This window comes from Aromatoleum sp., from assembly GCF_035254505.1.
In the GTDB taxonomy this organism is placed as follows: Bacteria; Pseudomonadota; Gammaproteobacteria; order Burkholderiales; family Rhodocyclaceae; genus Aromatoleum.
Map to the genome: position 1 here is coordinate 1 of NZ_DATFAO010000055.1, position 19,581 is coordinate 19,581.

16 protein-coding genes are annotated in these 19,581 nt (G+C 65.6%); 8 read left to right on the forward strand and 8 right to left on the reverse strand.

Features of this window, described 5'->3' with window-relative positions; translation table 11 throughout:
- The coding region (locus VJ673_RS11040) for a LysR substrate-binding domain-containing protein (protein WP_324126153.1) at nucleotides 1-816 on the forward strand (816 nt) is incomplete at its 5' end.
- 117 nt (nucleotides 817-933) lie between these two features.
- Nucleotides 934-2,241, forward strand: coding sequence for an HD-GYP domain-containing protein (locus VJ673_RS11045; RefSeq protein ID WP_324126154.1), 1,308 nt, complete (start codon nucleotides 934-936; stop codon nucleotides 2,239-2,241).
- Nucleotides 2,242-2,272: 31 nt separating this feature from the next.
- Here the strand turns inward: VJ673_RS11045 and gstA are convergent, their stop codons facing one another.
- A complete protein-coding gene (gene gstA, locus VJ673_RS11050) occupies nucleotides 2,273-2,887 on the reverse strand; it encodes a glutathione transferase GstA (RefSeq protein WP_324126155.1) in 615 nt (204 codons plus the stop codon).
- A gap of 233 nt (nucleotides 2,888-3,120) precedes the next feature.
- On the opposite strand from gstA, the gene VJ673_RS11055 reads away from it, so the two are divergent.
- On the forward strand, nucleotides 3,121-3,393 hold the full coding sequence (locus tag VJ673_RS11055; RefSeq protein ID WP_324126156.1) for a PepSY domain-containing protein: 273 nt from the start codon (nucleotides 3,121-3,123) through the stop codon (nucleotides 3,391-3,393).
- Nucleotides 3,394-3,417: 24 nt separating this feature from the next.
- Nucleotides 3,418-3,939 carry a cytochrome b/b6 domain-containing protein gene (locus VJ673_RS11060; protein WP_324126157.1) on the forward strand — a complete coding sequence of 174 codons (522 nt, stop codon included), beginning with the start codon at nucleotides 3,418-3,420 and terminating at the stop codon, nucleotides 3,937-3,939.
- A 58-nt stretch (nucleotides 3,940-3,997) separates the two neighbouring features.
- Here VJ673_RS11060 and VJ673_RS11065 read toward each other — a convergent pair whose 3' ends face one another.
- The gene (locus VJ673_RS11065; RefSeq protein WP_324126158.1) at nucleotides 3,998-5,491 is read right to left on the reverse strand and encodes a CoA-acylating methylmalonate-semialdehyde dehydrogenase; all 1,494 of its coding nucleotides are present in this window, start codon (nucleotides 5,489-5,491) and stop codon (nucleotides 3,998-4,000) included.
- A 47-nt stretch (nucleotides 5,492-5,538) separates the two neighbouring features.
- A complete protein-coding gene (gene aptA, locus VJ673_RS11070; RefSeq protein WP_324126159.1) occupies nucleotides 5,539-6,846 on the reverse strand; it encodes an omega-aminotransferase AptA in 1,308 nt (435 codons plus the stop codon).
- A 103-nt stretch (nucleotides 6,847-6,949) separates the two neighbouring features.
- Between aptA and VJ673_RS11075 the strand changes: the two genes are divergently transcribed.
- From VJ673_RS11075 to VJ673_RS11090, 4 genes are all read left to right on the forward strand, one after another.
- Entirely contained in the window at nucleotides 6,950-7,879 is a 930-nt protein-coding gene (locus tag VJ673_RS11075) for a LysR family transcriptional regulator (RefSeq protein ID WP_324126160.1), read from the forward strand.
- A 182-nt stretch (nucleotides 7,880-8,061) separates the two neighbouring features.
- Nucleotides 8,062-8,340 carry an HU family DNA-binding protein gene (locus tag VJ673_RS11080; protein ID WP_324126161.1) on the forward strand — a complete coding sequence of 93 codons (279 nt, stop codon included), beginning with the start codon at nucleotides 8,062-8,064 and terminating at the stop codon, nucleotides 8,338-8,340.
- A gap of 454 nt (nucleotides 8,341-8,794) precedes the next feature.
- Complete coding sequence (locus VJ673_RS11085) at nucleotides 8,795-10,369, forward strand: DEAD/DEAH box helicase (RefSeq protein WP_324126162.1); 1,575 nt, start codon at nucleotides 8,795-8,797, stop codon at nucleotides 10,367-10,369.
- A 188-nt stretch (nucleotides 10,370-10,557) separates the two neighbouring features.
- Nucleotides 10,558-11,754 (forward strand): amino acid aminotransferase, encoded by a 1,197-nt coding sequence (locus VJ673_RS11090; RefSeq protein ID WP_324126163.1) that lies wholly within the window; start codon nucleotides 10,558-10,560, stop codon nucleotides 11,752-11,754.
- A 73-nt stretch (nucleotides 11,755-11,827) separates the two neighbouring features.
- Here the strand turns inward: VJ673_RS11090 and VJ673_RS11095 are convergent, their stop codons facing one another.
- The 5 genes from VJ673_RS11095 to ribH form a co-directional block, all read right to left on the reverse strand.
- Complete coding sequence (locus VJ673_RS11095) at nucleotides 11,828-12,640, reverse strand: alpha/beta fold hydrolase (RefSeq protein WP_324126164.1); 813 nt, start codon at nucleotides 12,638-12,640, stop codon at nucleotides 11,828-11,830.
- Between the two features lie 28 nt (nucleotides 12,641-12,668).
- Nucleotides 12,669-14,243 carry an EAL domain-containing protein gene (locus tag VJ673_RS11100; protein ID WP_324126167.1) on the reverse strand — a complete coding sequence of 525 codons (1,575 nt, stop codon included), beginning with the start codon at nucleotides 14,241-14,243 and terminating at the stop codon, nucleotides 12,669-12,671.
- A 31-nt stretch (nucleotides 14,244-14,274) separates the two neighbouring features.
- Nucleotides 14,275-18,417, reverse strand: coding sequence for a PAS domain S-box protein (locus VJ673_RS11105; RefSeq protein ID WP_324126165.1), 4,143 nt, complete (start codon nucleotides 18,415-18,417; stop codon nucleotides 14,275-14,277).
- Between the two features lie 214 nt (nucleotides 18,418-18,631).
- Nucleotides 18,632-19,081 carry a transcription antitermination factor NusB gene (gene nusB, locus VJ673_RS11110; protein ID WP_324126166.1) on the reverse strand — a complete coding sequence of 150 codons (450 nt, stop codon included), beginning with the start codon at nucleotides 19,079-19,081 and terminating at the stop codon, nucleotides 18,632-18,634.
- Nucleotides 19,078-19,548 (reverse strand): 6,7-dimethyl-8-ribityllumazine synthase, encoded by a 471-nt coding sequence (gene ribH / locus VJ673_RS11115; protein ID WP_015434094.1) that lies wholly within the window; start codon nucleotides 19,546-19,548, stop codon nucleotides 19,078-19,080. The genes nusB and ribH overlap by 4 nt, the downstream gene beginning before the upstream one ends.
- Nucleotides 19,549-19,581: the final 33 nt, after the last annotated feature.

A 19,581-nucleotide genomic window follows, 5' to 3' on the forward strand; every position in this document is an offset into this window, starting at 1 on the left:
GAAAAACTCCACCGCGTGCAATCGAACGTCACAACGCGCATCCGGCAACTCGAGGAGAACCTCGGCGTCGAGCTTTTCGTGCGCGAAGGGCGGCGCCTGATGGTGTCGCCGCCGGGACGCGTGCTGCTCGATTACGCCGACCGGCTGCTCGCGCTGGCGGAGGAGGCGCGCGGCGCGGTCAGCGATGGACGCCCGCGTGGGCGCCTGCGCTTCGGCTCGATGGAAAGCACCGCCGCGGCGCGGCTGCCCGCGCTGCTCGCGCGTTTCCATACCGAATACCCGGACGTGCAGCTCGAACTGCGCACCGGCGCGACGGGCACGCTGATCGCTGAGGTCATCGACGGGCAGCTCGATTGCGCGCTGGTCAGCGGCCCGGTGCACGACCCCCGGCTCCTCAGCGTGCCGGCCTTCGACGAGGAACTGGTCGTCGTGGCACCCGCCTGCCATGCCCCGATCCGCTCACCGCGTGACCTCAAGGCGCGCACGCTGCTGACCTTCGAGCCCGGCTGCGCCTATCGGCAGCGGCTGCAGGCATGGCTTGCTGCGGATGGGGTCGTCGCCGAGCGCGTCGTCGAACTGTCGTCCTACCACGCGATGATCGGCTGCGCCGCGTCCGGCATGGGGATCGCGTTCGTCCCGCGCAGCCTCCTCGCGTGCCTTCCGGTGGATGGCAGCGTGTCGATCCACGAACTCGACGCGGCGCTCGCGCACGTCGTCACGGTGCTCATCCATCGCGTCGGCCAGCCTGCCCCGTCCGTCGGCGTGCTCGCAGGAATGCTGCAGTCGTCACGGGACGCTGCCTTGCATTCCGAATGACTTGGCAGCGGCGCTGCGGTCAAATATGCTGGATCTTTTTTGCGGAAGACTCGGGGCCCCTGTTATCGGGTTCGGTGTGGCCGGTGAGCTTCGAAAAACGAAAGGCCACTTCGAACGATGAATAGCCAAGCCACCGCGGCCATCGAAGCCGTCGCGCGTCGAGTCGTCGATGCGCCATCGCACTACGTCCAGGCCGTCTCCGAGATGGCCGGTCACCATGAGGTCCATGCCGCGCGGGACATCGTATCGGCCAGTGGGGTCAAGCTGATCGCGCGTGGGGCACGCGTGGATGCGTCGCTGCAGCGCAAGCTCGCCGGGCACAGGCTGTCCGGCGTCACGCTGGAGGAGAGCTTGCTGATTGCCGATGGCGTGACGGCCGAAAGTCTCGCCGCTGACGTGGGCCGTCTAATTGATAATGACGCCTGGTACCAGCGCCTGGCTCGTTGTTCTGGCGACGCTCACGGAATACGTCACGTCATGTCGCGACTGAAGCTGCCGCGCGAGGTGCTGTTCCGCCTCACGGTCGCCCGCGACCAGCGACATGATCTATACCACCACCTCGTCGGTACGGCACTCATCTGTCACTACCTCGCATTCCGCGCGGGCCTCAAGCCGGCGCAGGTCGAGGCAGTGACGATCGCCGGCCTGTGCCACGACTTCGGCGAACTCCACACCGATCCCGCGGTGCTCGCACCCAGTCACCGCGTCACCGAAGAGGAGTTGCGCTTCATCTACGTCCATCCGATCACCGGCTGGCTGATCGTCCGTGATCTGCCCGGGATGATGCCCAAGAGCGTGCGGGCGATCCTGCAGCATCACGAGCGCCTCGACGGCAGCGGCTACCCTTACGGATGCAAGGACGGACAGATCGGGATCGGCGGCCGAATCCTCGCCGCGGCCGACGTGTCGGAGGCGATCATGGCCCGCTTCCGGGACCACCGCCGGCTTTCGACACTGCTGCGCCTGAATAATCGGAAATATGATGAGCGGATCGTGAATCTGCTCCACGACGCGATGCCGGCCGAGGCTCCCGTTTCCGCGCGATTCGAGCGCGCAACGCTGCTCGCGCAATTGCGTGCCGTCGCATCGGTGCTCGAAGGGCTGGCGGCCGTCCGTGCGCTGCGCCCGCTCGCGCAGTCCGAGCCGGGCGTGTTCCTCAACGAGCGCGTCTTCAACCTGCGCACCGTCGTGCTGCAATTCGGTTTCGATCCGGACAGCCTTGAACTGCCGCTGCAACTGGCCGAGGAGGACGAAACGATCGCCGCGGAACTGACCGCTGCGCTCGACGAACTGCAGTTCCAGTTCCGCGAACTCGGACGCGAGTTCGACCGGCGAGCACCCGACTGGCTGAGGGTCCTCGATCCGGAGAGCGCGACGGTGCTGACCGACTGGCGGCAAAAGCTGGCGGACTGCATCGCCGGCTAGCTGCCCGCCGCCGGCGACGCCGTGAACCCGGCTACGCCTGCTTCAGCTGGCCTTCGGCACGCATCGCTTGCTGCACCGCGGGGCGTGCGGCGACGCGTTTGTGGAAGGCGGCCAACGCCGGCCAGCGGGCGAGATCGATTTCCACGTGGGGTGCCCAGCCCGCAATCGTGAAGAGGTAGGCGTCGGCGACGGTGAACTGCGGTCCGGTCAGGTAGTCGCGCTCCGCGAGCGTCTTATCGACGAAGTCGAAGCGGCCCTCGATCGTCTTGCGCGCCGCGGACTTCCAGTCCGCCGAGGCATCGGGGCGGAACAGCGGGCTGAAGCTCTTGTGGATCTCCGTGCCGATGAAGGTCAGCCATTCGTGCACACGGGCGCGTTCGACCGTACCGGGCGGGGGCAGCAGATGGGCTTCGGGCTTGCGGTCGGCGAGATACTGGACGATCGCGGGCCCCTCGGTGAGGATCTGGCCGTCGTCGAGCTGCAGTGCCGGCACGTAGCCTTTCGGGTTGATCGTGTAGTAATCGACGCCGCCTGCGGTCGTGTGGGTCTTGAGATCCACTTTCTCGGTGTCGTGGGGTAGGCCGAGTTCGCACAGCACGATGTGCGGCGACAGCGAGCAGGCGCCGGGGCTGTAGAAGAGCTTCATACGTCCTCCTTGTGATCGTGGGCTACGCACAGCTGGAGCGGCGCAGCGATGACGATTGTCGCGGATCGGTGCCGCACGCGCACGCGTCGATCGCCGTTTGCGCGCCGTCGATACGAACTCTTACGTGACGCGTCCGGATCCGGGCCTTCGTTCAGCTTTCGTTCATCCGCGGGCTTCGACAATGCACGCGCTGTCGTATCGACATGCATTCAGACTTCTCACGGAGATCCACCATGCAAGTTCGTCACATTCTTCTCGCCGCCTCGACCCTCTCGCTCGCCACCGCCGCGTTCGCCGGTCCGCAGTGCACCGAAGCGCCCAAGAGCGGCTGGCTGACCGAGGAGGCGATGAAGCAAAAGATCGCTGCCGACGGCTACACCGTCGACAAGTTCAAGGTCACCGCCGGCAACTGCTACGAGATCTACGGCAAGGACAAGGACGGCCAGAAGGCCGAGGTGTACTTCAATCCGGTCGACGGCAGCATCGTCAAGGCCAAGCAGGGCTGAGCCGTGGCGCCGGAGGGCACCGCCGTGACCGGCGACAGGATCAAGGTCTGGGACCTGCCGGTGCGCGTGTTCCACTGGGGGCTGGTGGCGATGGTCGCCACGGCCTACCTGACATCCGAGGATGCCGAGGCGCCTCACCGCTGGGCCGGCTACATCGTCCTCGCGCTGCTCGCATTTCGCGTCGTGTGGGGTTTTGTCGGCAGTGCACACGCGCGCTTCGCGGATTTCGTGCCGCGCCCCGCCGTGCTGCGCGACTACGTCGGCTGCCTGCTGCGAGGGCGCGAGCCGCGCCATCTCGGCCACAATCCGGCCGCGGCGGTAATGATCCTGTTCCTGATGGCGATGCTCGGCCTGATCGGTGCGACCGGCTGGCTGATGACCACAGACTGGGGGTGGGGCAGCGAGCTCCTCGAGGAACTGCACGAGGGAGCGGTCAATCTCACGCTCGCTGCGGTCGTGCTGCACGTCGCGGCCGCGGTCTTCGAGAGCGTCCGCCACCGCGAAAACCTGGTGCGCGCGATGATTACCGGTTACAAGCGGCGCTGAAGCCGGCCCCCGCAAAGCACACGCCGGGCGACCGCGAGGCCGCCTGGCGTTTTTTCACTCAGCCGTTGCTCGGGAAAGCGAACTGCGCCTTCTCGATGCCGGCGACCGCCCAGCGCTGGGTCATCGTCTTGCGCCGCGTGTAAAAACGCACCGCGTCCGGACCATAAGCGTAGAGGTCGCCGAACAGCGAACGTTTCCATCCGCCGAAGCTCTGGCACGCGACCGGCACCGGCAGCGGCACGTTCACGCCGATCATGCCGACCTGCACCGTATCGCCGAAATGCCGCGCCACCGCGCCGTCGCGCGTGAAGACGCAGGTGCCGTTGCCGAATTCGTGCGCATTGATGAGCTGCGTCGCTTCGTCGAGATCCTTCACGCGTACGACCGCAAGCACCGGCCCGAAAATCTCCTCGCGATAGACGCGCATCGTCGGCTTCACGTGGTCGAAGAGCGTGCCGCCGAGGAAGAAGCCTTTTTCGTGGCCCGCGACGCGCAAATTGCGCCCGTCGACGACGAGCTCCGCCCCTTCTTCGGTGCCGAGATCGATGTAGCTCCTGACCTTGTCCCGATGCGCGCCGGTCACGAGCGGCCCCATGTCGAGCCCGCACTCCTGGCCGTTGCCGATCCTTAGCGCCTCGACCTTCGGCTTCAACTTCGCGACGAGCGCATCGGCGACCGCATCGCCGACCGCGACGATCACCGAGATCGCCATGCAGCGCTCGCCGCAGGAACCGTAGGCCGCGCCCATGATCGCATTGACGGCGTTGTCGAGGTCCGCGTCGGGCATTACCACCGCGTGGTTCTTCGCGCCGCCCAGCGCCTGCACGCGCTTGCCGTGCGCGGTGCCGGTCGCGTAGATGTATTCGGCGATCGGCGTCGAGCCGACGAAGCTCACCGCCTGCACGCGCGGGTCGGTGAGCAGCGTGTCGACCGCTTCCTTGTCGCCATTGACGACGTTGAACACGCCCGCCGGCAGCCCCGCCTCGGTCAGCAGTTCCGCGAGCAGCATCGACGTCGACGGATCCTTCTCGGAGGGCTTCAGCACGAAGGTGTTGCCGCAGGCGATCGCCATCGGGAACATCCACATCGGCACCATCGCCGGGAAGTTGAACGGCGTGATGCCGGCGACGACCCCCAGCGGCGGAAATTCCGACCACGAGTCGATGTCCGGGCCGACGTCGCGGCTGTGTTCGCCCTTCAGGAACTCGGGCGCGCCACAGGCGTATTCGACGACCTCGATGCCGCGCGCGAGCTCGCCGTGCGCGTCCTCCCACACCTTGCCGTGCTCCTCGACGATCGCCGCGGCGATGCGGTCGGCGTTGCGCTCCAGCAGTTCCTTGAACTTGAACAGCACCCGCGCGCGCTTCAAGGGCGGCGTCTTGCGCCACGCGGGGAAGGCGCTGGCCGCAGCCGCGATCGCCTGCTCGACGGTCGACTTCGAGGCCATCGCGACCTTGCGCACCGGTTCGCCGAGGGCGGGATTGCAGACGGGCTGGGCGCGGTTGTCGTCATTGAAGCGGGCGCCGGCAATGTAGTGTCCGAGGGTTTCCATTTGGCTGTGCGTCTCTGTCGTCATCGTTGGGGGTGGGGGCCGGAGGCTCAAGCGGTCGTGCGAATGGCTTGCCGCACGGTATCGAAAATCCGACCCAGCTCGTCCGGCGTCGAATCGAGGAAGGGCGCGAACTGCAGGATGTCGCCGCCGTTGCGGATCACGACGCCGGCTTCGAAGCACTTCAGGAAGATCTCGAAGCCGCGCGCGCCGACCGCTCCGTCGCGCGGCGCGAGTTCGACGCCGCCCATCAGGCCGAAGTTGCGGATATCGACGACGTTCGGCGCGTCGCGCAAGGCGTGGATCATTTCCTCGAAGATCGGTTCCACGGCGCGGGCGCGAGCGAAGCTGTCCTCATCACGGTAGGCCGCGAGCGTCGCAAGGCCGGCGGCCGCCGCGAGCGGATGGCCCGAGTAGGTGTAGCCGTGGAAAAGCTCGACGACATGCTCCGGGCCCTGCATCAGCGCGTCGTAGATCGAGTCGCGCACGATCACCGCCCCCATCGGCACGACCCCGTTCGTCAGGCCCTTCGCGGCCGTGATGATGTCCGGCGTCACGCCGAAGCGCTCTGCCGCGAAGGGGGCGCCGATGCGGCCGAAGGCGGTGATGACTTCGTCGAAGATCAGCACGATGCCGTACTTGTCGCAGATCTCGCGCAGGCGCTGCAGGTAGGCGATCGGCGGCACGAGGATGCCCGTCGATCCAGCGACGGGCTCGACGATCACCGCGGCGATGTTCGACGCATCATGCAGCGCGCACAGGCGCTCGAGGTCGTCCGCGAGATGCGCGCCCCAGGCCGGCTGTCCCTTCGAGAAAGCCATGTCGGCGGCGCTATAGGTGTGGCGGAGGTGATCGACGCCGGGCAGCAGTGCCGCGCTGAAGACCTTGCGGTTGCCCGGGATGCCGCCGACCGAGAGGCCGCCGAAGTTCACGCCGTGATAGCCGCGCTCGCGCCCGATCAGCCGCGTACGTTGGCCTTCGCCGCGCGCACGGTGATACGCGAGCGCGATCTTCAGCGCGGTGTCGGCCGACTCCGACCCCGAGTTCGTGAAGAACACCTTGTTCATGCCCGCCGGCGCCATTGCCACGACCTCGCCCGCCAGGGCAATCGCCTTGTCGTTCGACACCTGGAAGCTCATCGCGTAGTCGAGCGTCGCGACCTGCTCCTGCACCGCGGCGACGATCTTCGGGTGGCAGTGGCCGAGGCCTGAGGTCCACAGGCCGGAGAAGCCGTCGAGGAGCTGGCGGCCGTCGTCGGTCGTGTAGTAGTGGCCGCGCGCGCCGGTGATGACGCGGGGCGACTTCCAGAACGCGCGGTTCGCGGTGAAGGGCAGCCAATAGGCCTGATCGTGGTTCATGCGCAGCTCCCGGAGAAAGTTGCAGCCATCCTAAGGCGCCGATTAGGTGCAGAAAACCACAAAGCGCGTACGCAAGGTTTCATAAGAGTGAAACAATGACGCGATGAAGACTCGTGCCCTGCTCGCGAACCTCGCCGAAGCCGATCTGCGCCTGCTACGCGTATTCATCGCGATCGCCGAATCCGGCGGCCTCGCGGCGGCGGAACTGCGCCTGAACATCAGCCGCTCCGTGATCAGCCGTCATCTCAAGGACCTCGAACTGCGCCTCGCCGTGCGGCTGTGCGAGCGCGGCCGGGCGGGCTTCGCGCTGACCGAGGAGGGCCAGGTCGTGCTCGACGCCGCACGGCGTCTGCTCGCCCAGATCGAAGCTTTCCGCAGCGAGGTCGCGGAGCTCCACGTGGGCATGCGCGGCGAGCTGAACCTCGTGATGTTCGACAAGACGGTGTCGAACCCCGGCTGCCGGCTCGCCGAAGCCATCGCCGAGTTCGGCGCGGAGGCCCCGGCCGTGTCGCTGAACGTCTTCGTCGCCGGCAGCAGCGAGATCGAGAAAGGCCTCCTCGAAGGCCGCTTCCACGTCGCGGTCCATCCCTTTCATCGGGCGAGCGACAGTTTCACGTCGGTGCATCTCTTCGACGAATTCCTGCCGCTCTACGCCGCGCCCGACCATCCGCTGCTCGCCGGTGGGCGAGTGCCCAGCGAAGACGAGCTGCGGCGCGCGGCCTTCGTCGGCCTCGGCTACCACTCGCCGAACATGGAGCACTTCTGGCGCCTCGGCCTGCAGCCCGCGGCGCGCGCCTTCGAGCAGGAGGCGAGCGTGCTGCTGATCCGCTCCGGGCGCTACATCGGCTTCTTGCCCGATCACTACGCGCGCGCTTTCGAGGAGCGCGGCGAGATCGTGCGCATCGCCTCCGACACGCTGCGCTATTCTTGCGACTGGCTCGCGTCGGTGGCCCGCAATCCCCCTCCGAGTCGCATCGCTCGTCGTTTTATGGAGATTCTCGTTGCCGAACATGCGCACCCGTCGGTCACGTGATCTCGCCGGTGCACCGAAGCGGTGACGGGGGGTGTTTTTCGTACCCGAATCGGGCATGCCGGGCGGCGTCGAAAGCGATTCCTTTTTTCCATCCAGATGCCCCGCAAGCCGCGACAATGCTAGAATCCGCCCGTTAGACTTGCCCTAGCGATACCAACTCTTACACCACATCGAGGTAAAGCATGAATAAAGGTGAATTCGTCGAAGCCCTGGCTGACCGTCTGGATCTTTCGCGCGCGCAGGCCGACCGTGCCCTGTCCGCCGTGCTGGACATCGTCGCCGAGCGCATGGCTGCCGGCGAGAAGGTTGCCTTCACCGGCTTCGGTTCGTTCGAAGTGTCCGAGCGCGCCGAGCGCACCGGCCGCAACCCGCAAACCGGCGCGACCATCAAGATCGCTGCGACCCGCGTGCCGAAGTTCACGCCGGGCGCGACCCTGAAGGGCGCTGTGAACAGCAAGTAATCGCTTACCCGCGAATATGTTAAAAGGCCCGGCGCCGTAAGGCGTCGGGCCTTTTTCTTTGTGCCGTCGCAGCCCATTGATTGCATTGCCTCTTTTGTTCGTACCGCGAATGGTGTATCATCCGCGGTGTTGTGCAATGCAGCATTCGGTTTATCCAAATCCCCGGATCAGGAATCCGCGGACCTTGCCGAGGGACTGTAACCACAGCCCCATCGCCCCCGACCCTCCCGCCGAATTCCCATCGTTCTTCCGAACGTATGGCATCGCGAATGCCGGTTGGTGCCGATGCGCGGTCGCTTCCGTGACTTGACGGAACCGGCCGGCCCAAGCCCATCGCGCGCTTGCCGCCCCGCGTCCCTTTGTGGACGGTGCGATGCCTATTTATTGCCCGCTCAGTCGGGCCCGCTTTCGTTGCGACTACCCGTCGCGACGCGGGCACATATTGGAAGAACACATGACGTTCAACGAACTCGGCCTCAACGAACTGCTGCTCAAGGCGATCGAAACCACCGGCTACACCGTGCCCACGCCCGTTCAGATGCAGGCGATCCCGGCAGCGATTGGCGGCGCCGACCTGATGGTTTCCTCGCACACCGGCAGCGGCAAGACCGCCGCCTTCACGCTCCCCAGCCTTAATCGCCTCGTCGACCGCAAGCCCGCTCCGGGCGCCGGTCCGCGTGTGCTGGTGCTGACCCCGACGCGCGAGCTCGCGCAGCAGGTCGAGAAGGCCGTCAAGACTTACGGCCGCCACCTGCGCTGGCTCAATACCGCCTGCCTCGTCGGCGGCGCCCCCTTCTTCGCGCAGGTCAAGCAGCTGTCCCGCCCGGTCGACGTCGTCGTTGCGACCCCGGGCCGTCTGATCGACCACCTGACGCGCCGCAAGATCAAGCTGTCGGACGTCGAAGTGCTGATTCTCGACGAAGCTGACCGCATGCTCGACATGGGCTTCGTCGAAGACATCGAAACCATCGTCGCTGCGACCCCGGCCTCGCGCCAGACGCTGCTCTTCTCGGCGACCCTCGACGGTGTCGTCGGCAGCCTCGCGAGCCGCATGCAGCGCAACCCGCAGCGCATCGAGATCGCGCCGACGGTCGAGAACCGCGGCAACATCGAGCAGCGCCTGATGATGGCCGACAACATGGTGCACAAGACGCGTCTCCTGGAATCGCTGCTCGGCGGCCAGGATCTGCAGCAGGCGGTGGTGTTTACCGCGACCAAGAAGAGCGCCGAGGAAGTGTCGCTCTCGCTGCAGGAAAAGGGCTTCTCCGCGGCCGCATTGCACGGCGACATGCACCAGACGGCGCGTAACCGCACCCTCGACAAGCTGCGCCAGGGCCGCATCGGCGTGCTCGTCGCGACCGACGTCGCCGCACGCGGCATCGACGTCGCGGGCATCAGCCACGTCATCAACTTCGATCCGCCGCGTCAGGTCGAGGACTACGTGCACCGCATCGGCCGTACCGGCCGCGCGGGGCGTGACGGCATCGCGATCACGATGTCCGGCCCGCGCGAGATGGGCATCATCCGCGCGATCGAGCGTTTCACCGGCAAGCGCCTCGACGTGCACGTCATCGAAGGCCTCGAGCCGACCGCGCGCCCGAGCTCGCCGCGTCGCCCCGGTGGCGGCGGCGGCGATCGCAAGCCGGGCTTCGGCGGCCGTTCGTCGTCCGGTTCGTGGAGCCGCGATTCGCGCGACAGCCGTCCCGGCGCAAGCAAGGGCTGGGGTGCCGATTCGCAGGGCGCTGGCCGTCCCGGCTATAGCCGTGACGAGCGTCCCGCTTTCGGTCGCGACGAGCGTCCGAGCTTCCCGCGCGAAGAGCGCAGCGGCCACGGCCGTGACGAACGGTCGACGGCCCCGCGCGAAGATCGCGGCGGCTTCGGTCGCAGCGAAAATCGCGGCGGCTATGGTCGTGACGAGAATCGCGGCAGCTTCAACCGCGACGAGCGCGCCCCGCGCCGCGAAGGCGCCCGCTTCGGCGAGGATCGTCCGGAAGGTGCGCGTCGTCCGCGTCCTGCCGCGCGTGGCTGAGTCTTGCGGCTGAGCTGATCGCTCCAGAGCTTCCGCCCACGCGGGAGCAAGCGGGCCCGGTAGTGCATCCTCGCGATGCCTGCCGGGCCCGCTGCATTTTGGCCGCCGCATGCGTCAAAGTGCAGGCGTCAGTGGTAGATTCCTCCTTTCCGGGGTATTCGCACCCCGCCTGAAGGAATTCCTTTTCCATGTTCGAACATATTGACGCCTACGCCGGCGATCCGATCCTGACGCTGGTCGAAACCTTCATGCAGGACCCGCGTCCGCACAAGGTCAACCTGAGCATCGGCTTGTACTACGACGAGCAGGGCCGCATTCCGCTGCTGGGTTCGGTGCAGAAGGCCGAGGCGGCCTATTACGCGACCCCGTCGCCGCGTCCCTACCTGCCGATGGAAGGCGCGGCCGACTACCGTGCCGCGGTGCAAAAGCTCCTCTTCGGTGCCGACAGCGAAGCGCTGAAGGCGGGCCGCATCGCGACGATCCAGACGATCGGCGGCTCGGGCGCGCTGAAGGTCGGCGCGGACTTTCTGAAGCGCTACTTCCCGTCGAGCGAGGTGTGGGTCAGCACCCCGACCTGGGACAACCACCGCTCGATCTTCGAAGGCGCGGGCATCCAGGTCCACGACTACCCATACTACGACCCCGAGACCTGCGGCGTGCGCTTCCCCGAGATGATCGCGAAGCTGAAGACGCTGCCGGCGAAGGGCATCGTGCTGCTGCACCCCTGCTGCCACAACCCGACCGGCGTCGACCTGTCGCAGGCGCAATGGCGCGAAGTGATCCAGGTCCTGGTTGAGCGCGACCTGATCCCCTTCCTCGACATCGCCTACCAGGGCTTCGGCGACAATCTCGACGACGACGCCTTTGCGATCCGTGCGCTGGCGGATGCCGGCATCAGCTTCTTCGTCAGCAACTCGTTCTCGAAGAACCTGTCCTTCTACGGTGAGCGCTGCGGCGGCCTGTCGGTCGTGTGCAAGGACACCGAGGAAGCCGGTCGCGTGCTGGGTCAGTTGAAGTTCACGGTGCGCCGCAACTACTCGAGCCCACCGCTGCATGGCGGCCGCATCACCGCGGCGGTGATGAATGACGCCTCGCTGTATTCGGAGTGGGTCGGTGAAGTCGCGGAGATGCGCGAACGCATCAAGGCGATGCGCCAGAAGCTCTACGACGTGCTCGCCGCGACGGTGCCGGGGCGCGACTTCAGCTACTTCCTGAAGCAGCGCGGCATGTTCAGCTATACCGGCTTGACCGCGCAGCAGGTCGACCGCCTGCGCGACGAGTTCGCCGTGTACCTGATCAGCTCGGGCCGGATGTGTGTGGCGGGGCTGAATACGCGCAACATCGACTACGTCGCGTCGTCGATGGCGGCAGTGCTGAAGGGCTGAGCCCTGGAGATGCCCGTCCGCTGTCTTTAAGGCGGCGGACGGGGGTGTCTAAGGGGGCCGGGTCGGTGGCCCGTCAGGATGACTCGACGAAGGGCCGCAGCGCCTTGGCGACTTCGGCTGGCGCCGAGAGGTGCGGCAGGTGGCCGGTGGCGTCGAGCATCACCAGGCGGCTGCCGGGGATGTGGCGATGCAGGTACTCGGTCACTTCCGGCGGTACCGCGATGTCGTCGCGTGACTGCAACAGGAGCGCTGGCTTCTCGATCCGTTCGATGTCCTGCCGGTGATCGGACTGGAAGATCGAACACAGCACGGTCATTACCCGGTCCTGGGGAATCGCCCTGATCGCGTCCATGAAGTAGCGCGCGAGCTGGGGTTGGTCCGGATTGCCCATCATTAGCGGTGCAAACGCCGTCGCCCATTCGTCGAATTCATCATCGATTGCCGAATAGACCTGGTTCAGGTCGTCCTGCGTGAAGCCGCCCTGATACTGGTCGCAGTTCAGATAGTGGGGCGACGCGCAGATCAGAGCCAAGCGCGAGAATCGCGTCGGCTGCTTGTTCGACGCCAGGACTCCGGTCATGGCGCCCAGGGAATGCCCGACAAAGATCGCGTCATGCAACTCCAGCGCTTCGCAGACGTCGAGCAGATCGTCGGCATAGGCGTGAAGGTCGAGGTAATGCGACTGAACGAAGGCCTCTGGCAAGGAGCCGCCGGCACCGACGTTGTCGAGAAACACGAGCCGGTAATCCTCCTCGAAGTGTTGCGCCACCGCGCTCCAGGCGCTCTGCTCGGTTCCGAATCCATGCAGGAACACGATTGTCCGGGGGGCCTGCCAATTGCCGGCGATATGAACGTTGTTCTTTGCAAGCGGGTCAAGGCGTTTCATCGTTTCTCTTTGGAAAAGCACAGGAAGGTCAGCCCGCCGGGTAGGCCCGGGCAAGCAGTCGTCCAAGCTTTGCTTCGAGTTCGCGGATGTCGAAGGGCTTGACGATGTAGTCCTCGCCGCCGCTGTCATAGCCCTCGAGGCGCCTCTCGATGTCCCCCTCGCAGGAGATGAACACGACGGGAATCGACGCCGTGTCCCTGCGGCTCTTGAGCTGGCGGCAGGTCTCGTAGCCGTCGATGCCGGGCGGCTTGGCAAGATCGAGGAGGACCACGTCCGGCCTCTCCCGGGGGATCAGCAGCAGGGCCTCCTCGCCGCTCGACGCGGAGTTGACGCGGTAGGAGCGGCCGAGAGCGGACACCAGACGAGCTCGGGAGCCTTCTTGGTCGTCGATCACGAAAACGGACGGAATGCGGGTGGTGCGAGCCTGTCCGCGAAAACGGCCTTCCCAGGCGTCGATCCAGTTCGGCAACTCGTCGGCGCCCATGGGTTTGGCGACGACATAGCCCTGCACCTCTTCGCATCCGGCCGCAGCCACCACCGCCCAGTCGTCGTCCGTCTCGACCCCCTCGGCGACGATGCTCAGGCCCAGCGTGTGCCCGAGGGCCGCGCTCGACCGCAGAATCGCGAGGGCCGCGGGATCGTTCGCGGCATCATGAACGAAGGCGCGGTCGATCTTCAGTTCGGTGAACGGCAGATCCTTGAGCGACTCCATCGTCGAATAGCCCGTCCCGAAGTCGTCGATCGACAGGTCGAATCCCTTCAGGCGCATGCGCAGAAGGATGTCCAGGCTCAGCTTGAGGTCCTGCAGCAAGCGTGTTTCAGTAACCTCGAGGATGAGGTCATGGGCGGCGACGCCCGCGGCATCGGCCATGGATTCGAGCACTTCCGGCAAATCGAGGCGCCGGAGGCTGTCCATCGAGAGATTGATGCTCAGTTTGAGCCGTCGTCCGGCTTCGCGCCAGGTGTGCAACTGGGCGACGGCGAGGCGGAAGACTTCCAGCGTGAACGAGTCGATCAGCCCGTGCTGTTCCATAACCGGGATGAAGGTGGCGGGAGGCAGGATGCCACGCTCCGGGTGCCGCCAGCGGGAAAGGCATTCCACGCCGACGACGCGCTGATCGGCGACCGATACCTTCGGCTGGAAGACCAGCGTGATCTGTCCCTGCTCGATCCCGGCACGGATTTCATCCGGCGTGAGCATGTCCGGCGAGCCACGGGGCCCGATGCTGGCTGAGCGACGACTGCGGACGAGGACGTTGGCGAGCTGGCGCTCGGTGACGGGCTTTTCGAGCACGCCCAGAAAGCCCAGGCCAAGCTCGATGGCGAGGCGCTCGGCGGCCTTCAGGATGGAGCTGCTCGCTCCCGACAGCAGCACGACGTAGCCTTCATATCCTCGCCCGGCGATGGTCCTGAGCAGCTCGATGCCATCCATCCCGGGCATGTTGAGGTCGCAGACCAGCAGATTGGGCACGGGCCGGGCCGTGTCCATCAGCGCAATGCCCTCGTGACCGTTCGCGGCGGTGAGCACGTCCGTAATGCCGAGTCGATGAAGCAGCTCCGTCACGATCTCGCGCATCGTCTCGTCGTCGTCAAGCACCAACACGCGGAAGAATCGGCGTAGCAATGTGTTCTCCTTAATTCGTCGGCATTCGTCTTGCCGCCCATGCCTTCAAGGCTTGGGTGACTTCGTCCAAAGCGCTCTCGATTTGGTGCAGTACCGTCTTGATCCGGTCTCCGTCCTCGTCCGTGTGTGCGCTTTCGAGGGACTGATAGAGCTCGCCGAGGGCGTGCGCGCCCAAGGCTCGGGCTGGCGACTTCAACCGGTGGCCGGTCGCTCGCAACGTCTTCCAGTCGCCCTGGGCCGTGGCCGCCGCAAGCAGCGGTAATTCGGTGCGAGCCGATGAAAGGAATCTGTTGACCAGACTGTAGACCTTGGCCGGATCGTTGCCGAGGAGGTTTTCCGCAACGCCGAAGTCGACCGTTGTGCCGGCTCCGGACGCGGCAGTCTTGTCTGCGGAACTGCCGTGCTCGGAAGTGCGGGCGTTCGTGCGCCCCAGTGTTTTGAGGATTGCCGCGAACAGGAATTCTGCCGAGACCGGCTTTGCGACGAAGTCGTTCATCCCCGCATCGAGGCAGCGATGGCGGTCCTCCTCGAAGGCATTCGCCGTCATGGCGAGGATCGGTGTCGACGCGTGTTGGTCGGAGGCACGGATCGCGCGGGTCGCGGCGACACCATCCATCTCCGGCATCTGCATGTCCATCAGGATGAGGCGGTAGTCATTGCGTGCGCACAATTCGACGGCTTCGCGACCATTCGCGGCAACGTCTACGACGAGGCCGGTGTCGGCCAACATCGCGAGGGCGACTTCCTGATTGATCTCGTCATCCTCGGCCAGCAGGACGCGCGTGCCGGCAAAGCGCTGGCGCAGTTCGCTGCACACGTCGCCGCCGTGCTTCCGTTCGGGGACGTACTGAACGGGCTGGCCATGCTCGAGTCGGGCGGTGAGCCAGAAGGTACTGCCGCCGCCGGGCGCGCTCTCCACGCCCGCTTCTCCGCCCATCAGTTCGGCGAGGCGGCGTGTGATCGCGAGTCCCAGGCCGGTCCCGCCATAACGGCGGGTGGTCGACGCGTCGATTTGCTGGAAGGTCTGGAACAGATCGCTTTGCCGGTCTGCCGGAATTCCGATCCCGGTGTCCTGGACCTCGAAGCGCACCATCAGGTGCGTCCCTTCGCCCTCGAGCAGCTTCGATCGCAGCACGATACTGCCGCGGTCGGTGAATTTGACGGCATTGCTCGCATAGTTGAGCAGCGCCTGGCGCAGGCGTGTCGGGTCGCCCCGCAGCCACATCGGCACATGATCCCGGTCGAGCTCGATGGTGAGCCCCTTGGCCTTGGCCTGATCGCCAATTAGCGAACGCACACCGTCGAGCAGCCCCTCGAGCGAGAAGTCGATGTGCTCGAGCACGAGCTTGCCGGCATCGATCTTCGAATAGTCCAGGATGTCGTTGATGATCGAGAGCAAGTGTTCGCCCGCGGCAGCCAGTTTGTCGAGGTGGTCGCGCTGCTCGCCGGTCAGAGGCGAACGCCGCAGCATCCGCGTGAAACCGAGGATCGCAATCATCGGCGTGCGGATCTCGTGGCTCATGTTGGCCAGGAATGCCGATTTGGAGCGATTGGCCTGTTCGGCGGCGGCCCGCGCCTCCACGAGATCCACGGTGCGGCTGGAGATCAGGTCCTGCAGATGCAGCCGGTGCCGTTCCAGTTCGCGGTTGAGTCGTTTCTTTTCGGTGATGTCCTCCTGGACGGCCACGAAATGCGTGATCGTCCCGTCGGGCTGTCGAAGGGGAAGAATCACGGCATGATTGACGATCAGCTTGCCGTCGATGCGGCGGTTGATGAACTCGCCCTGCCATGCCTCTCCCTTGGCCAGTGCTTCCTCCAGGCTTTCGAAGGTCGCATCCGGCGTCTTGCCCGAGGAGAGCAAGCCGGGGGTCCGTCCGATCACCTCCCTGCGTGAATACCCGGTCTGATCGACAAAGGCCTGGTTGACGTACTCGAGGCGGTGGTCGAGGTCGGTGATCATGATCATCGCCGAGCTCTGTTCGACCGCCATGGAGAGTTTGCGCAACTCGTCCTCGCGATGCCGGCGCTCGGTGATGTCCATCACGATGCCCAGATAGGTGACGAGGCGTCCTTCGGCATCGAACTGCGGCTGGCCGCGCGACATCAGCCAGCGTTCCGGGTCGGAGCCATTCACTCGCCACTCGACCTCCATGGGAAGGGTGCGTTCGGTGGCGTCTTTCAGGCGGTGCGAAAGGGCCTCGCGCTCCTCGGGCTGCACGCTTTCGAGCCAGGTTCCATGGCCGGCGGGCCGACTGCCCGGCTCGAACCCACAGAGGCGATAGACTTCGTCGGACCAATAGGTGCGATTGTTCGCGACGTCCCATTCCCACGTGCCGGCCCTGGCGGCATCCTGCGCAAGCCGAAGCCGGCGTTCGCTTGCGACCAGGGCAGCCTCCGCTCGCTTGCGGGCGCCGATGTCCTCGGTGAAGATCAGAATCCCGCCAACCGTCCCGTCAGCGGCTTGCCAAGGACGGATCTCCCAGCGCAACCACTGGTCGCTGCCGTCGGCGCGCTTGAAGTGGTCTTCGTCCTGGCGGACGACCTCGCCGGCGAGCGCGCGGCGGTGAATGTCCCGCCATCGATCGGGAATGTCGGGAAATATCTCATAGTGGCCGACGCCGACGATCGGGCGCTCGCCGAGCCGATAATCGTCCCGCCAGCGTCGGCTTGCGGCGAGATAACGCATGTGGCGGTCGAACATCGCGAGCGCCGCCGGCGCGTGCTCGATGAACAGGCGGAGACGCTCCTCACTTGCCTGAAGCGCTTCTTCTGCGCGTCGTTGTTCCGTCACGTCGCGCGCCGTGATGACTGACCCGATGACGGTGCCGTCCGCGCTGCGGATCGGGCCAAAGTTGTAGCTGCCGATCCAGGTTTCACCGCAGTCACGGCGGCGCAGCACGACAACTTCGTTTGTGCCCGTCTCCCCGCGCAGGGCCCGCTCCATTACCCATTCTTCGGTCGGTATCGGTAGGCCGTCGGGGCGCATCATTTCGAACAGGTCCTGGAATGCCTCGACGGTCGTCGGGCATGCCTCCTTGTCGGCGAAGCGATGATGGCGCACGAATGCGTCGTTCATGTGCAGGCGTCGCCCTTCGCGATCAGCAATGAGGACGGAGTCGGACATCGCCGCAAGCGCGGCCTCAAGCGTCGCCTTGCTGGTTTCGGCCCTGACAAGTGCCTGACCCTGCGCCGCCAGGCTTTCGCGGCGGGCCCGTTCGATGGCCGCCAGCCGGGTGCGAATGAGTTCGACTTCGTAGATTGCGTCAACGTCGGGATCCTGCACTCTGTTCGCGTCGCAGGTGACCAGGGTCGACATCGCGTGCACCAGGCGGCGGGCAGCGAACCGGCCTCCGACAATGGCGAGCAGCGTCATCGTGACGACGAGGAGCGCGATCGGGAGGATTGCGCCGCGAATCGTCCAGAGGCCCCAGAGCCCGCCTGGAATGCTCACCGTGGCCGACCAGCCTGCCATCATGAGCGGGGCTTTGAAGATCTCGGTGGAGGTCGACGTGGCGCCGGTCACGTCGCCACCTCTGTGCGCGATCACCTCGCTGCGGCCGTCGCGCAAGGTGATGTCCCAGTCGGGCGGCAGCGGTAAGTCGTCGAGTTGCTGTTGGAGCGTTTCCGCCTGCATCAGCGCAAGCAGCAGGAATTGCCGGTCGGGCGAGCGAGCAAAGGGAATGGCGATGGCGAGCAGGGGTTGCTGCAGCACGGGACCGAAGAAATGATCGCCGACAGTCGGTGTCCCGGTCGCAAGCGCCGCGAACAGGGCTGCGTTTCCGCCATCTTTCGGCAGTGGCGGCAAGGGAGAACCGAATGGCTTCGCCGTGTTAAAGATCATGCGGCCGTCGGGCTCCGCAAGAAGCACGTGTTGGCCGAACGCAGACTGAAAGGCAACTGCGTCCCGGTAGAGTTCTGCCCAGTCGCCTTGCTCGTCGTGCTTTGCCATTCCGGCGAGCATTTTCAGCCCGCGTATCCGTGACTGGATCGTACGATCGATGGAGTTGGCATAGGCCTTCGCAACGCCGTCCGCTTCCCGGTTGCGCTGCTCGTCGAGTTGCCGAACGTCGTCATAGCCGACGAGCGCTGCCACGAGAAACAGGGGGAGCACTGCCACCCAAATTAGCCGCGCGAGATAATCCCGCAGCTTCATTGATCCGTCTCCCAGGGGTTGCCGCGGATTGCGGCGAATACTTACTTAAGTATCATGGATCATGGATCGGCTACCATGACTTGTCTATGAAATAGTAGCTATACGGTATAGATATCATGCGCAGAGGTCCGATGAGAGGCTGATCGTCGGCCGGAAATACAAAACGGGCCTCACGGCCCGTTCTTCTTGTTTGCGCTCGATCATCGTGGGACGATCAGGACTTGCCGCCCTCGCGCGCCGCGGTGACTTCCGGTGCGCGCAGCTTCGCGGCGAGCTTGTCGAGGACGCCGTTGACGAAGCGGTGACCGTCGGTCGCACCGTAGGATTTCGCGAGTTCGATCGCTTCGTTGATGATCACGCGGTAGGGTGTGTCGAGGCCGGTCTTGAACTCGTGGGTCGCGAGCAGCAGGATCGCGCGCTCGACCGGCGACATCTCATCGATGCCGCGGTGGATGAAGGGGATGAACTCTTCCTGCAGCGCCTCGACGTTGTTCAGCGTGCCGCGCAGCAGCGAGATGAAGAACTCGCGGTCGGCCTTGTCGAAGCCGCTGACCTGCGAGACGTGGTCCTCGATCACGGGGACCGAGTTGCCCGACAGCAGCCACTGGTAGATGCCTTGCAGGGCAAATTCGCGCGCGCGGCGCCGTGCAGCCTTTCCGCTCATTTCAGCATCCGCAGCAGTTTGGACATCTCGACCGCGCAGCGGGCGCAGTCGCTGCCCTTTTCCTGCATGCGGGCGAGGGCCTGGTCGTCGTTCTCGGTGGTCAGTACGCCGTTGGCGATCGGCACGCCGGTGTCGAGGGTGATGCGGGTGATGCCGGCACCCATTTCGTTCGAGACGAGCTCGAAGTGGTAGGTCTCGCCGCGGATCACCGCGCCGAGCGCGATCAGCGCGTCGTAGCGGCCGCTGCGCGCCATCGTTTGCAGGGTCAGCGGGATTTCGAGCGCGCCGGGGACGGTAGCGATGCGCACGAGGTCGGGCGACACGCCGAGCTTGAGCAGTTCGGCGGTGCAGGCCGACAGCAGGCCTTCGCACACGTCCTGGTTGAAGCGGCTCATGACGATGCCGACGCGCAGGCCGTGGCCGTTCAGGTCGGGTTCGAATTCGGTGATGTTGTCGTAGCGGGCCATGTTCGGTTCTTTCAAAAGCAAAGAGGCCGGAAG